12 protein-coding genes, 1 pseudogene and 1 riboswitch are annotated in these 13,967 nt (G+C 49.8%); of the genes and pseudogenes, 4 read left to right on the top strand and 9 right to left on the bottom strand.

The features are described 5' to 3' along the window. Positions 1-92: 92 nt before the first annotated feature. Positions 93-198, bottom strand: a riboswitch (TPP riboswitch). A 164-nt stretch (positions 199-362) separates the two neighbouring features. From EXW96_RS05730 to EXW96_RS05720, 3 genes are all read left to right on the top strand, one after another. After that, positions 363-584: a hypothetical protein gene (locus tag EXW96_RS05730; RefSeq protein WP_082660821.1), complete on the top strand. Its 222-nt coding sequence runs from the start codon at positions 363-365 to the stop codon at positions 582-584. Positions 585-732: 148 nt separating this feature from the next. Next, a complete protein-coding gene (asd, locus tag EXW96_RS05725; protein WP_062409317.1) occupies positions 733-1,524 on the top strand; it encodes an archaetidylserine decarboxylase in 792 nt (263 codons plus the stop codon). Between the two features lie 36 nt (positions 1,525-1,560). Then, complete coding sequence (locus EXW96_RS05720; RefSeq protein ID WP_174350127.1) at positions 1,561-2,817, top strand: MFS transporter; 1,257 nt, start codon at positions 1,561-1,563, stop codon at positions 2,815-2,817. Positions 2,818-2,882: 65 nt separating this feature from the next. On the opposite strand, the pseudogene EXW96_RS05715 reads toward EXW96_RS05720, so the two are convergent. Continuing rightward, positions 2,883-3,691: pseudogene (locus tag EXW96_RS05715) on the bottom strand (DUF2797 domain-containing protein). 185 nt (positions 3,692-3,876) lie between these two features. Between EXW96_RS05715 and EXW96_RS05710 the strand changes: the two are divergent. Continuing rightward, on the top strand, positions 3,877-4,974 hold the full coding sequence (locus tag EXW96_RS05710) for a PRK06851 family protein (RefSeq protein WP_174350126.1): 1,098 nt from the start codon (positions 3,877-3,879) through the stop codon (positions 4,972-4,974). Between the two features lie 81 nt (positions 4,975-5,055). Here the strand turns inward: EXW96_RS05710 and EXW96_RS05705 are convergent, their stop codons facing one another. The 8 genes from EXW96_RS05705 to EXW96_RS05670 all read right to left on the bottom strand — a co-directional run bounded on the left by EXW96_RS05705 (position 5,056) and on the right by EXW96_RS05670 (position 13,967). Beyond that, on the bottom strand, positions 5,056-5,721 hold the full coding sequence (locus EXW96_RS05705; RefSeq protein WP_174350125.1) for a class II aldolase/adducin family protein: 666 nt from the start codon (positions 5,719-5,721) through the stop codon (positions 5,056-5,058). 126 nt (positions 5,722-5,847) lie between these two features. Then, on the bottom strand, positions 5,848-6,504 hold the full coding sequence (dhaL, locus tag EXW96_RS05700) for a dihydroxyacetone kinase subunit DhaL (protein WP_062409322.1): 657 nt from the start codon (positions 6,502-6,504) through the stop codon (positions 5,848-5,850). A 46-nt stretch (positions 6,505-6,550) separates the two neighbouring features. After that, the gene (locus EXW96_RS05695; RefSeq protein ID WP_074727208.1) at positions 6,551-7,552 is read right to left on the bottom strand and encodes a dihydroxyacetone kinase subunit DhaK; all 1,002 of its coding nucleotides are present in this window, start codon (positions 7,550-7,552) and stop codon (positions 6,551-6,553) included. Positions 7,553-7,623: 71 nt separating this feature from the next. Continuing rightward, a complete protein-coding gene (locus EXW96_RS05690) occupies positions 7,624-8,649 on the bottom strand; it encodes an ABC transporter permease (protein ID WP_174350124.1) in 1,026 nt (341 codons plus the stop codon). Next, complete coding sequence (locus EXW96_RS05685; protein ID WP_074727090.1) at positions 8,646-10,154, bottom strand: sugar ABC transporter ATP-binding protein; 1,509 nt, start codon at positions 10,152-10,154, stop codon at positions 8,646-8,648. Before EXW96_RS05685 ends, EXW96_RS05690 begins: the two co-directional genes overlap by 4 nt. 76 nt (positions 10,155-10,230) lie before the next feature. Then, on the bottom strand, positions 10,231-11,283 hold the full coding sequence (locus tag EXW96_RS05680; protein WP_062409324.1) for a sugar ABC transporter substrate-binding protein: 1,053 nt from the start codon (positions 11,281-11,283) through the stop codon (positions 10,231-10,233). 181 nt (positions 11,284-11,464) lie between these two features. Then, entirely contained in the window at positions 11,465-12,475 is a 1,011-nt protein-coding gene (locus tag EXW96_RS05675; RefSeq protein ID WP_174350123.1) for a LacI family DNA-binding transcriptional regulator, read from the bottom strand. A gap of 202 nt (positions 12,476-12,677) precedes the next feature. After that, entirely contained in the window at positions 12,678-13,967 is a 1,290-nt protein-coding gene (locus tag EXW96_RS05670) for a nucleobase:cation symporter-2 family protein (RefSeq protein WP_062409326.1), read from the bottom strand.

Raw genomic sequence — 13,967 nt, 5'->3', positions numbered from 1 at the left:
TATTATTTCACGGGAGCCTTGGGGAGAATGACGCCAAAAAGGCCGCTCCCCAATGAAGGAAGCGGCCATATAGGCACAAATAAAGGCGTGTGCGCCAATGATCTCCACTTTCCTACGCTGGTATAACCCAGATCAGGTTCAGAGGGTCTAGGATCTATTGATCCAATCTCAGCCTATTCGGCTCCCCTAGTGATATACATCATATTATCACGATTGAAATATTTGTCAATACCGAGATATCGCAAAAACTCTATAGCCAATACTTACCTCTTCTGCTACAATAATCCTTGCCTAGCGTTTTAAATTTTTATTCGGAGACGCCTTTTATTGGAAGCGCTATCTTTACGGAAGGGTGAGAAGGAATGGATGGAATGATTTCAATGGAACGGGAAGCAGAAAGCTTGATCACTGCAGAGATGGTATCCGACTGCTCTTACTGCACCATGGTTTCTCCCGACCCTCTGTACAAAACACCCGTGTACTGCACCAAATACTCCGGTTCATGCCAACCGATTCAGGTGAACCTGGCCGCTTGCCTCACCTGCGGAGAATACAAAAAAACGCCTATTAGGCTTAATCTGTAGTTATAAGTTGACAAGGGAGCTCCTTTAGGAGCTTTTCTTCCTTTTTAAGGGTCGATTTATGTTTGCTTTGTGCTTCGTTCTGTGTCAAGATAAGCGTTAGATTCGCTTACTTAACATTATGAAGAGAAAACAGGTGAACCTTTCGATTATGAAGATTTCGCTATTCCGGCTTCTGACCGAGCTTTCTTCGCGCAAGACCGTATCAAAGCTGACAGGGGCATTCGCCAAATCCAGAGCCAGCAAAGCATTGATTCCACGCTTTATTCGTACTTATGGCATTCGCGAACAGGATGCGGAAAAAGCGGTTCATGAGTATGCTTCTTTAAATGATTTTTTTACCCGCAGGTTAAAAAGCGGATTGCGTCCGATCGATGAAACGCCGGATACGGTGGTCAGTCCCGTCGATGCCCTGATTACAGGAATGGGCGGCGTTCAGGAGGGGTTGATCGTCAATGTCAAAGGCCAGGACTATACGATTGATGAGCTGCTTAATCAAAGTCCCCGCACGATCAATTACAAACACGGATTCTATTTTGTCTTGTATTTGAGTCCTACCGACTATCACCGGATCCATTCGCCCGTAACAGGGACGATTCTGGAGAAGGAGCATGTCGCAGGCAAGGTATATCCGGTGAACGATTTCGGACTCAAGCATATGCGCCGGGTTCTCAGCCGCAATGAGCGGTTGATTACGTATATTCAGCATGAAACCGGGGAAGTCGCCGTCGTGAAGGTAGGGGCGCTGAATGTGAGCAGCATCCAATACGTTACCCCGCTTCCGGCAGAGCTAAACCGCGGCGACGAGTTAGCCTACTTCGAATTTGGATCCACCGTCGTGCTGCTGACCGAATCGGGCACCTTTAACCCGCGCCAGGATTTGAAGGTCGGCAGCAGGGTTGCCATGGGAGAAGCGCTCGGAACAACGAAACGGAAGGATTAGGCCGTTAGCACCTAATCGGGAAAGGAGCTTCCTGCCATGCAGGTACAAACCGGAGCAGCGGCTTCAGGACCGGTCTTTCAGAAGGCCCCGGAGTCCAACGTGAAACCAACCGTATTCCGCATACTGCTTGCCATCAGTTTAGTTCATTTGTTCAACGATTCGATTCAATCGATTATACCGGCGATTCTGCCTATTTTGAAGGATTCCATGAATTTGACCTACATGCAGTCTGGTCTTATTGTGTTTGCGTTAAACATGACCGCTTCGGTCATGCAGCCGGTCATCGGCCTTTATTCGGATCGCCGCCCTTCTCCCTACATGCTGCCCCTGGGAATGGGGTTCACCTTCATCGGGGTATTGGGATTGGCTCTGGCGCCGACGTATTGGATGGTTCTGCTGTCCGTGCTGTTCGTCGGACTCGGCTCCGCCGTTTTCCACCCGGAAGGCTCGCGCGTGGCATACATGGCCGGGGGCTCTAGGCGCGGACTAGCGCAATCGATCTTTCAGGTCGGCGGCAACTCGGGCCAATCCTTGGCTCCGATCATGACTGCCCTTATCTTCGTACCGCTCGGACAATTCGGAGCGATCTGGTTCACAGCCGTAGCCGGAATGGCCATTCTTGTCCAGCTCTTCATTTCCCGCTGGTACAGCGGGTATATCGCGGCTCATCGGCCCGCCGCAAAGAAGAACGGCGTACGGGTGATGAGTCCTCTGCGCAAAAAACAAATCACTTTCGCCGTCGTGACATTGATTTTTCTCGTGTTCGCCCGGTCTTGGTATCATGCGGGCGTGACCATTTATTATCCGTTTTACTTGATGGAAAAGTTCGGCATTCCTTTGGAAAAGGCCCAAATCTACATCTTCCTGTTCGCCGCGGCGGGCGCGCTCGGCACCTTCATGGGCGGTCCGCTGTCCGATAGATTCGGACGGCGCAACCTGATCTTCTTCTCCATGGTAGGCTCCGCGCCGCTGGCTGTGCTTTTGCCTTATGCCAATGCATTCTGGGCGTACGTCATTCTGCTCATCAATGGGTTTATCCTCTTGTCGAGCTTCTCCGTCACAGTCGTTTACGCTCAGGAACTGATCCCGGGCAAGATTGGCACCGTATCCGGACTCATCACGGGTTTGGCCTTCGGTCTCGGGGCACTGGGAGCCGTGGCGCTCGGCGGACTGATCGACATCCTGCACCTTCCCGCGGTCATGCAGATGGTCAGCTGCCTTCCGCTGATCGGCCTGCTGACCTTCTTCCTTCCGCGTGACCGCATCCTCAAGGAATGGGCGCAGGAAGGATAATGAAAAGCACGATACAACCAGGTTCAGGTGTATCGTGCTTTTGGCTTTCGGGAGTATCCGGAACATTACTGCGCCGCCTGCTCAACGCCGCGCGATATGGATACTCTGTATCCGCTGAACTTTTTTACATTCATGACCGCCTGCCCGAACATGAGGTAGCTGCCCTTGATGCCGATCAGACGATCCGTAATGACCGGTGATTTGTCCAGGTCATACGTCTTGATTTTCTGAACCGGCTCCAATTGCGGATAGAGGAATTCAAATACCTTCGTGTCGTCGAGCAGATACGGCTTAAAGGCTTCCGGAACGTGAGCGAGAATTTCATCTCTGCTTTGAAGCAGTTCAATCTCGCTGACTTCGCCCTTCAGCATTTTGCGCCAGTCCGTTTTGTCCATCACATGCTTGCTGAGCTCAAATTCCAGCTCTCCCGCAAGCTTTCTTGTCGGCAGCTCGGCAATCGGAATCGCCTGTACGGCTCCTTGATCCGTCCAGCGCTTCATTTGGTTGCCCTTTCGGGTCAGACCCACCTTGAGACCGCTGCTTACCGCCAGATAAACATAATGCGGAACCATGCAGTGGGTTTGGGCGAAAGCTTCATCCCTGCATGTTCCTTGATCAAAGTGGCATTCATGCGGTTTTACGATGCACAGGTCATTTTCGGCTAAAGCGATAAAGCATGGATAGCAGTAGCCGGAATTATATGTTTTTTTATTTTTCTGCTGCAATGAATGCATCGGATTTCATGTAAAAACCGGATTTCAAGCTGCTCTCCAATCCAGTCATTCAGTTGAACCTCGTTTTCATCCAGCCGCAATATATATTGAACCGGAGATTCGTGCCGGTGCATAAAGCCTCTCAAAAAACCGCTATACATACGCTAGACCACTCCTGTATTATGTAGTATTGGAAATCTATCACTCTATCATCATTATATCTCCCCCGGTTGAAAAAGGATACTCAGGCTCCATGGATAACGCTGAGTTCTCCTGCACCCTTTTGACAGGGTTGTCATACGATAAACTATGCGCCATGACATTAGCCCGGAAAGGTGTGACGGTGATGAGTGGAATCGTCGAAAACTTCTATGCGAGCGGAAATACCGCTCGCGGCTTTGCCAATCTGTTCGATTCATCCATACAAGGTCTGGAGCGGCTTTTTATTTTAAAAGGGGGGCCGGTGACAGGAAAATCGAGTTTGATTCGGACGATAGGAAGCCGCTTGGCTGAGGAGGGCTATGATATCTGGCTGATTCATAGCCCTTCGGACAATGACGCGCTGGACGGTTTGATTATCCCCGCTCTAAAGGCGGGAGTCATCGATGGGACGGCCCTGCGTGAAATAGAGCCCCTGGAGCCGGGGACGGTTGTGCGATACGTGAACTTGGAAGAGACCGTGGATGCGGCACGGCTTACCGCCCGGCAAACGGAGATCGAACTCCTGCATGAGACCATTCAGCAGGCCCATGAACGCGCATATGCCGGGTTTGCGGAAGCGCTGCGCATTCATGATGAATGGGAAAAGGTTTATATCGCCAACATGAATTTTCAAGCAGCCGATGAACTGACGAATGAGTATATACAGCTCCTCTACGGCGATCGGAGATTGGAGAAGCGGAGCCGGGTCGACCACCGTTTTTTGGGAGCGGCCACTCCGAAAGGCGCGGTCGATTTTGTTCCGAATCTGACCGAAAATCTGAAAAGGTACTTCATTAAAGGCCGGGCCGGTTCAGGTAAGTCCACCCTGCTGAAAAAGCTCGCGGCCGCAGGGATGGAACGCGGCTTCGATGTGGAAATCTACCACTGCGGCTTCGACCCGAACAGTCTGGATATGGTCATCGTGCGGGAGTTGGGCTTCGCCATTTTTGACAGCACGGCGCCGCATGAGTATGATCCCGACCGCGCTTCCGACGAGATCGTGGATATGTATAAGCGCTGCATCCAACCGGGTACGGACGAAGCCCATGCGGATGCGTTAAGCGGCATCAAAGCGCGGTACGCCGCACAAATGAAAGCATCCATACAGCACCTGGCGCAGGCCAAATCGCTTCAGGATGAACTGGAGCAAATCTATGCCCAGTCCACGGATTTCCGCCGGATAGATCAGATCAAGGATGAAATTTTGCGGGAAATCTCCGGCTTGGCTGCGGTTCGTGACTGAGGCGGCATTGACAGCAATAAGCATCTTCCCTCGTCAAGCTGAAGGAAGATGCTTTTCGCTGTTCCCGGTTTGATTTCCGAATTATACGGTTGACTTGGGCTGTCTGCCATGAATGCCGTACTTCTGTCTCATCCCTTCAAGCACCCGGACCTTGTCCAGCGGGATTTCATCCATCTTCCCCAGGCTCGATGCATAGTTCATGATTTTTGCCAAATGTTCTAACGATTCCATCTTATAATAAGCCGTCATCAGATCGATCCCCATCGTTGTCGCTCCATGATTTTTCAATAGAAAGCAATCATGCTCTGAAAGCAAATCGACGAAAGAGTCCGTTAATTCATCCGTGGAAGGCGTAGCATAGGGAGCAATCGGAACCTTCCCCAGCTCAAATACCGCTTCGGCCAGAATATATCGGTCTAAGGGTATGCCTGCAACGGCAAATGAGGTGGCGAATGGAGGATGGGCATGCACGACGGCATTGACATCCGGACGCATTTCGTAAATTTTAAGATGCATCTTTAACTCTGAAGTGGGCTGATAGGTACCCTCGAGGACATGCCCCTGCCGATCGACAATGGATAGCATCCCAGCGGTCATATAGCCCTTGCTTTGCCGGGTAGGGGTAACCAATACCCGGTCGGCGTCCAATTTTACGCTGATGTTCCCGTCGTTGGACGCCACCCACTCTTTGCGGTACATTCGTTGTCCAATATCAAGAATCATGGCTTTGGCCTCATCCGGATTCATTCGGGACATTCACCTCCAAACCGGTTTTTCATTCAGGAGAGCGCCTTTCGGTGCCGAAACGATAACGGCAGTGAAATTCACCTTCATTTTACGGGTGTGCATGAGCAGCAGTGTGAACCCGCACCTCTATGCTGAAGTAAACGTCCCGGCATTGACATAGTTTGAAAATCCTTTAAAGAAGAGTGCGCCGACCGTAGCTCCCGGATCCTGAAGCCCGATGGAACGTTCGAGATACCTCCCGGCCCTGCCGTGTCTGGCCTGCATTTCAATGGTGTGCCTGGCACCCTTGTCTGCCGCAGCATAAGCCTCGTTAATCGTCTCCTTCAAAGACTTGCCTTCTTTCGCAGCCGCCTCTAATGCCTCCATCGCCGGAATAATCGAATCCAAAACCGTTTTTTCGCCAGCCTTCGCTTTACCGCGCTCCACTAAAGCGTGAACCATCGCTCTGGTCATTGTCAGCAAATCCTCGGCAGTCAATTCCGATTTGCCCTGAGTCACTTTCCCGCCACGGATGATGGCGGAAGCCATTAAGGTTCCCATCGTTGAAGCTACCGTTTCCCCCATCACCACAGCGCTATTCATCAATACGACACCGATATTCTCGTTGGAGGTATTCGGCAGGTTTTCAACCACGGCCCGAAATCCTTTCGACATCGTCAATCCGATATCGCCGTCTCCTAAAGCGCCATCCAGCTTACACAGGTAATCTTTGTTTTCATCCATAATTCTGCTGATCTCTTGTAAAATGTTTTTGATGTCTTGGACATTCAGTGTTTCTTTCATATGATCTCTCCTTGTCGCCAGCCTTTGTATCTTTGCAGGAAGTGATTTAATTCTGAATTCGAAACGGAGTGGCAAATGGGGCATCCAGCAGTTCGCGCAATTCATCGTCAAGACGCAGGATGGATATGGAGAGACCCGCCATCTCCAAGGATGTGGCATACTCGCCGATATAACGGTTATAGATATGGATCCCTTTCTCCTCTAACAGCTTATGAACAGACCGGTAAAAAATATATAGCTCTTCTAACGGCGTAGCGCCCAGTCCATTAATCAGAACAGACACATCGCTGCCCTTATCGATCGGCATATCCTGAAGAATGGCGGTGACCAGGGTTTGCGCCACTTCATCGGCGGTTTGAAGTTTTCCGCGTTGAATGCCCGGCTCCCCATGAATTCCCATCCCGATTTCCATTTCTCCCTCTCCGATTTCGAACGTAGGGCGGCCGACGGCAGGCAGAATGCAAGGGGTAAGGGCAACCCCCATGGTACGCACGTTTGAATTTGCTTTCTCGGCGATTCGTTTCACCTCATCGAGGCTGGCAAACTGCTCCGCTTTGGCAGCGGCTAATTTGTACAGGTAGAACATCCCCGCTACACCTCGGCGTTGGTGTTCATATCCCTTCGGCATCGAGGCCGCATCATCGGTGGCCACGACCGTCTCCACACGAATACCGTCCAAATCGGCTAATTCAGCGGCCATATCAAAATTCATGACATCTCCGCCATAATTCCCGTAAATATATAAGACGCCTTCTCCGCCATGGATCGAACGGGTGACATCCAGCATTTGCTGCGAGCTTGGAGAAGCAAAAATGTCTCCTACCGCTACGCCGTCAAGCATTCCTTTGCCGACATAACCAAGAAATAAAGGAAGATGCCCGGAGCCCCCGCCGGTAGCGATAGCCACTTTCCCCTGGATAGGGGAATCAGCTCTAACCAGGGCGCGGTTATCGCTTCGGACGCTCTTCAATTGATCGGAATGGGCAATAAGCAAGCCTTCCAGCATATCATCCACTACGGTTTCAGGATCGTTAATAAATTTTTTCATCCCATTGGTTTTTTGCTCCATGATTGATCTTCCTCCAATAATTAAATGTTATAGAAATGCAGGCCATCCATTTATTTGGATTTTTTATTGCTTACAGAATCAATCAGCGCAGCTAAGAGGATAACCGCACCCATGATTAATCCCTGGTAGTGGGAAGATATATTCATGAGGTTCATGCCTGTATTTAATACGTTAATGAGCAGAACCCCGATCAGCGTGCCGAAAATAGTTCCCCTTCCGCCGGAAAGACTCGTTCCGCCAATCACCACAGCGGCGATGGCCATTAACTCCAGGTTTACTCCGGCGAGAGGCGTCCCGGACCCCAGCCTCGCGGTCATCATGAGTCCGCCGACCGCAGCCAATGTGCCGGCAATCACATATACCATCATTTCGATCCGTTTTACAGGAATACCGGAAACTTCAGCCGCCTTTTTGTTGCTTCCTATCGCATATACATGACGGCCGAATACCGTGTTAGACAGCACATAGCCGGCGATCAGGAACAATACCGCGGTAATCAGGATCATCACCGGAATACCCGCGATTTTGCCCATTCGGAGATATTGCAGGAACGGGTCCTTATATACCGAGATCGTTTGGGCATCGGAATATACAAGGGTAACCGAACGGGCCGCAGCCATCATTCCCAAAGTGACAATGAACGGCGCCATATGAAATCTGGTAATGAAGAATCCGTTGATGATGCCGCTTATCATCCCGATCAACAGCCCCGCCAGGATGGCTGCGATGATCGGTACGCCGGAATTAATCATACCTGCAATGACCATTCCGGTGACTGCAACAATCGAACCGACCCCCAGATCGATGCCGGCTGTAATAATGACATAAGTCATGCCGATGGAAACAATTCCCATGATGGCGCTTTGCAAAAAGATATTTTGAATGTTATCCATCCTTAAAAATTGTTCTGTAGATATGGAAAAAAATACGCAAAGCAGCAATAACGCGATAAGCACTTTATTTTTCGATAACCAGGCAAGCATCTGATTCTGTTGGTTCGCGTATAGTGCCTTCTTGCCGGCAATACCTATTTTGTCTGTGGAGGACTGATTGGCTGCCAAGTTTTCTTCGTTCATGTGTACCCCCCTCTTGTAGCGCAAAGCATAATTTTTTCAGGCGTGGCTTCCTCCCGATGGAATTCGCCGGTGATTCTTCCGCCGGCCATCACCAGAATCCGATCGCTCAGGCCAATCACCTCCGGCAATTCAGAAGAAATAAGAATAATAGCCGTACCTTGGGCGGCAAGCTCATGGATGATGTGATAAATTTCGGCTTTAGCCCCGATATCAATGCCTCGCGTAGGTTCATCCAGAATCAGAATCCTTGGTTGGGACTCCAGCCATTTCGCGATGATGACCTTCTGTTGATTGCCTCCGCTCAGGTTGGAAATCACGGTTTCCCCGCTGGGGGTCTTGATGCGGAGTTGGGCAATATACCGATCGGCAATTTCCCTTTCTTTCTTAAAATTGATTTTTTGAAGAAATCCGGATATATTTTTCAGGGTCGCGATCGTTACGTTTTGAATCACGGTAAAATGACCGATCAAGCCATGCTTTCGGCGATCTTCCGGAACCAGGGCGAACCCCTTTGCGATCGCATCCTGAGTCGATCGGATGTTGACCCGGCTCCCGTGAACCATGAATTCCCCACCGGTAACCGGCTCCATTCCAAAAACAGATTCCATTAACTCGGTTCGGCCGGAGCCCATTAATCCGGAGAAGCCGAGAATTTCCCCTTTATGCAGCCGAAAAGAGATATTCTCAAATACGCCCTTTCGAGTGAAGTCCTTTACTTCCATCACCACTTCCCCGCCAGGCCGTCCCTTTCGTTGGGGAAAGATTTGCGTCATTTCCCTTCCGACCAGCATCCTCACAATCTGCTCCGGCTTCAGGTCGGCAGATAACCCTTCTCCGGCATTGCAGCCATCGCGAAGAACGACAATCCGATCGCAGATTTCGTAAATTTCCTCCATGCGGTGGGAGATGTAGATCGTCGCAATTCCTTTTGCCTTTAAAGAACGTATGATTTCAAACAGCTTTGCCGTTTCTTGTTCCGTAATCGCTGATGTGGGCTCATCCATAATGATCACTTTCGATTGAAAGGATAAGGCTTTCGCAATCTCTACCATCTGTTGGGCGCCCACGGTGAGCTCACCGACAAGGGTCTTCGGATGAATATGGAATCCAAGCTCATCAAGAAGCTGCTGGGCATCCTGGAACAGCTTTTTCTTATCCAATGCGATTCCTTTTTGCGGCAAGGATTGAATAAAAATATTTTCCGCTACGGTCAAATGAGGCAATAAATTAAGCTCCTGATGAATGATGCTGATTCCTGCGCTTTGGGAGTGCCTGGGACCCCGCAGAGATAATTTCTGATTTTCTAACCAGATCTCGCCGGTATCCGGTGTGTAGATGCCGCTTAATATTTTCATTAATGTCGATTTTCCGGCTCCGTTTTCCCCGAGAAGACCGATGACTTCACCTTTGTTCAATTCTAAATGAACTTGATCCAAGGCTTTGACCCCGGCAAAGGATTTGGAGATCCCCGTCATCTTCAATAAGGTTGCTGACTCAGCCACCATTGGCCCCCCTTATCTTGGTTTAGAAGAGTACGAATGGCGAAGCTGTACCCCTTTAAATTTCAATTTCGCGAATGGCTCAGTTCTTCAGTTCCGTTGCCCACAATTTTTCTTTATCTACATTCTCCTTGGTGACAAGGAAGTTACGGGTAAAGGTATGCTTTTCTACCGTTTTTTGATCCACCAGAGCCTGCTTCGCATATTCTACCGCCATTTCCCCCATCTCGATGGGAACTTGAGAAATCGTGGCATCGATTCGTCCGTCTTTAATGGCCTGGATCGCTTGGCGGGTGCCGTCAATCCCAATAATGACGATATGCTCCTTATCTCCGATCGGCTTAAATCGTCCGGCTTGATCAATCGCATTGGCAGCGCCTACCGTATTGTCGTCATTATGTCCAAAGATCGCATCGATTTGGGCGTTGGCCTGGAGAATATTCGTCGTCACATTCAGCGCCTTCTCCTGGTTAAAGTCCGCCGCTTGGCGTGCAACGATTTTGATGTCCGGGTATTTCTGCTGCATCTGATCATTAAATCCCTTGCCTCGGTCGCGGGCTGCAGTCGTTCCTAACAGCCCTTGCAATTCCACCACATTTCCTATGTAATCCCCATTCTTTTCTTTCAATTTTTCCGCAATATAATCTGCTGCTTTACGTCCCATTTCCACGTTATCCGTTTCAAGGAAGGACAGCAATTCACCGGCCGAGGCACCCCGGTCCAAGGCGATCACGGGGATTTTCGCCTGATTCGCTTTTTCAATCGCAGGAACAATAGCATCGACATCCTGCGGGTTTACGATAATCGCGTCCACGCCTTTTTGAATCATATCCTCAATGTCGGCAACTTGCTTGGCTGCATCACCGTTGGCATTAGTATTAATGACTTGGTACCCGTTTTTAGCGGCCCCCTGCTCAACACCCTGCTTGAGCGCAACGAAAAAATCTATGCTTAAAATGGAGTTCGACATCCCGATGGTCAGCTTTCCATGATCCGGCTTGTTTTCCGCATTAGTGCCGGGCTCCGGAGTATTTTTAGCGGAAGAATTACCCGTTTCATTACTACTGTTCGATCCGCAAGCAGCCAGCAAAACCACCATGGTTACTGCAAAAAGCAAACTAAACATTTTTTTCATCGACATCACCCTCCATAATGTTGTAATGAGAACCGCCTTTTTACCATGCCTGAATCCAACCGAATGCAGCGACCAGTATTTTGATTTTTATACCCTGCATCACTCCCAACCTTGATGTAATCGCTTTCAATTAGAGTGAAACGTTTTACTGCATGCCTTAAATAAAACTTCTTGTGGTACTTTATGGTCTGACGTGAGTACCGCAAGAAGTCCCGATCGTTATTTTAGGCGTTACAAGAAACTCTTTAGGCTGGTCAACTTGCTTATCGAATTCGATCCTTTCAAAAAGGAGCTCGGAAGCGATTTTCCCTACTTCGCAGGGGTCTTCCTTCGCTAAAGTGAAGCTTGGACGCAACAGGCCATAGGTATCAATATCACCGAAGCCCGCCACCGATACTTCTTCCGGCACCTGAACGCCCATATCCCATAAAGCTCTAACCGTTCCGGCTAAAGCCAAGTGATTCGTCGCATATATGCCCTCCGGCAATCCCGAATGCTCCAGATATTTTCGCACTTCTGCCGAAATGTGTCCGAGCGCCACTCCGACTTCTAGAAACACTTGTGCGCTCATATCGAGCCCCAGAAGATGAATCGCTTTTTTGATACCGTTAACTCTTTCGATCTCGACCGAATGACGGAGGGCCCCATGGATAAAAAGAAATTTGCGGCGGCCATGCAAATACAAATGCTGAACCAGCGTGATCGAAGTATTGATGTTCTCATGGACTACCGTATCGAAGCGGGCATTTTCAACCTTTCTGTCAACCAAGATCACGGGAATGTTATTCGGCATATTGAGTTCATCCAAGTTGCTTCCTGTAGGCACCATGATAATACCGTCCACGCGCTTTTCCATCAGCCGCTGGAGCGCCTTCCTTTCTTCCTCCGGCCGGTTATTGTGAGAGCAGGAAATGAGATTGTACTCCATTTCCGTCGCCAGATTCTCGACTGATTTTATGATTTTCATCATGTACAGGTTGGAAATATCATCGACAATGATGCCGATCAAATGCGTCTTGGATTGTTTCAAGCTCCTGGCCACCGCATTCGGTTTATAATTTAATAGAGTAATTGCAAGCAGGACTCTTTCTCTGATCTTCTCGCTGACAAAGCCCGATTTGTTAATCACCTTCGAAACCGTACCGATGGAAACTCCCGCGGCGGCGGCTACATCTTTTATAGTCGGCGTCATGATCCACTCCTTAATGAAACGTTATTAAAAAATGAATAAAATGGGTCCGTTTGTCAGTAAAACGTTTCATTGAACTCATTATAAAACGATAGCGCTTTCATTTCAATGATAAATTTTAAAATTTTTCCTTTTTTGTTACTTTCCCGGCTTCATAAAAAAATCGCCCCCAAAACCAGGTACGGGAGCGATTGGCAACGACGTATTAAGCTTCCTGAACAACCTCCGCGGCGGCGGCATTTCGCTTGGACAGGAACAGATTCAAAAGAATGGCGGTCAAGGAACCGGACACGATGCCGTTTTGCATTAACATTTTGGCGAAGCCCGGAAGCTGGTCGAACATCTGGGGAAGGGTGGCCGAGCCCAGACCGACAGCGATGCTGCAGGCGGCAATCAGCAGATTGTCTCCCTGGCGCAGGTCAACACCCGACAAAATCGATATCCCCGCGGCAGCGACCGATCCGAACATGACGATCATCGCACCCCCAAGCACCGCATTGGGAATGACGGTCGTTAAGGCCGCCAGCTTAGGCAGCAAGCCCAGAACAACCATGATGCCTCCCGCAGCAAAAATGACATCCCGTGATTTCACGCGAGTGAGCGTAATCAAGCCGACATTTTGAGAGAAAGCGGTATAAGGAAACGCATTGAAAATCCCGCCCAGCATAATGGCAAGACCTTCGGAACGCAGCCCGTTGACGATCTGCTTGTTCTCGACTTTTTGATCGGTGGCTTTGCCGACGGCAAAATAAACGCCTGTGGACTCCACCATGCTGACGATATTTACGATGATCATGGTAATAATCGCGGTGATGCTGATTTCAGGAATGCCGAAGTAAAAAGGCTGGGCAACGCTAATCCATGACGCTGACGAAACGGACGAGAAGCTGACGATACCCATGGCATAGCCTGCGGCCGTTCCGGCAATCAACCCGACAAGCACGGAAATGGCCCGTAAAAATCCGGTAGCCAACCGGTTCACTACAAGAATAACCAGCAGCGTGAACAGCGCGAGCAGCAAATGGCCCGGCTGGCCAAAATCGGGGCTCCCTTGACCGCCGGCGGCGTTGTTCATCGCTACCGGAATCAGGGAAAGCCCGATAATCGTCACGACCGAACCGGTCACAACGGTAGGGAAAAATTTAAGCATCTTTCCATACAGCGGGGCGGCTAAAATAACGAATAAACCGGACAGGATAATGGCTCCGTACGCTGTCGCCAAATTCGACGTAGAGGCGATGGCAATGATCGGACCGACTGCCGTAAAGGTACATCCCAAAATAACGGGCAGCCCGCTGCCAAAATATTTTGTTCCCATCACCTGCAGGATCGTGGCGATGCCGCATGTAAATAAATCGGCCGCGATCAGATATGCGATTTGCGAGCTGGTCAGATTGAGCGCTCCCCCGACAATCAGCGGTACGATAACAGCCCCGGCATACATGGCCAGCACATGCTGAAAACCCAGGGTAATGACTTTTTGTTTGCTTAACAT

The organism is Paenibacillus sp. JMULE4 (genome assembly GCF_013337105.1).
Taxonomy (GTDB): Bacteria; Bacillota; Bacilli; order Paenibacillales; family NBRC-103111; genus Paenibacillus_G; species Paenibacillus_G naphthalenovorans.
Note: the sequence above shows the minus strand (reverse complement) of the source record. Positions and strands in the feature narration are given on the sequence as shown.

Excerpts from the sequence above, each read along its gene's own strand:
- EXW96_RS05730 (WP_082660821.1), top strand. The coding sequence starts at position 363 with ATGGATGGAATGATTTCAATGGAACGGGAAGCAGAAAGCTTGATCACT.
- asd (WP_062409317.1), top strand. The coding sequence starts at position 733 with ATGAAGATTTCGCTATTCCGGCTTCTGACCGAGCTTTCTTCGCGCAAG.
- EXW96_RS05720 (WP_174350127.1), top strand. The coding sequence starts at position 1,561 with ATGCAGGTACAAACCGGAGCAGCGGCTTCAGGACCGGTCTTTCAGAAG.
- EXW96_RS05710 (WP_174350126.1), top strand. The coding sequence starts at position 3,877 with ATGAGTGGAATCGTCGAAAACTTCTATGCGAGCGGAAATACCGCTCGC.
- EXW96_RS05705 (WP_174350125.1), bottom strand. The coding sequence starts at position 5,721 with ATGAATCCGGATGAGGCCAAAGCCATGATTCTTGATATTGGACAACGA.
- dhaL (WP_062409322.1), bottom strand. The coding sequence starts at position 6,504 with ATGAAAGAAACACTGAATGTCCAAGACATCAAAAACATTTTACAAGAG.
- EXW96_RS05695 (WP_074727208.1), bottom strand. The coding sequence starts at position 7,552 with ATGAAAAAATTTATTAACGATCCTGAAACCGTAGTGGATGATATGCTG.
- EXW96_RS05690 (WP_174350124.1), bottom strand. The coding sequence starts at position 8,649 with ATGAACGAAGAAAACTTGGCAGCCAATCAGTCCTCCACAGACAAAATA.
- EXW96_RS05685 (WP_074727090.1), bottom strand. The coding sequence starts at position 10,154 with ATGGTGGCTGAGTCAGCAACCTTATTGAAGATGACGGGGATCTCCAAA.
- EXW96_RS05680 (WP_062409324.1), bottom strand. The coding sequence starts at position 11,283 with ATGAAAAAAATGTTTAGTTTGCTTTTTGCAGTAACCATGGTGGTTTTG.
- EXW96_RS05675 (WP_174350123.1), bottom strand. The coding sequence starts at position 12,475 with ATGACGCCGACTATAAAAGATGTAGCCGCCGCCGCGGGAGTTTCCATC.
- EXW96_RS05670 (WP_062409326.1), bottom strand. The coding sequence starts at position 13,967 with ATGTTAAGCAAACAAAAAGTCATTACCCTGGGTTTTCAGCATGTGCTG.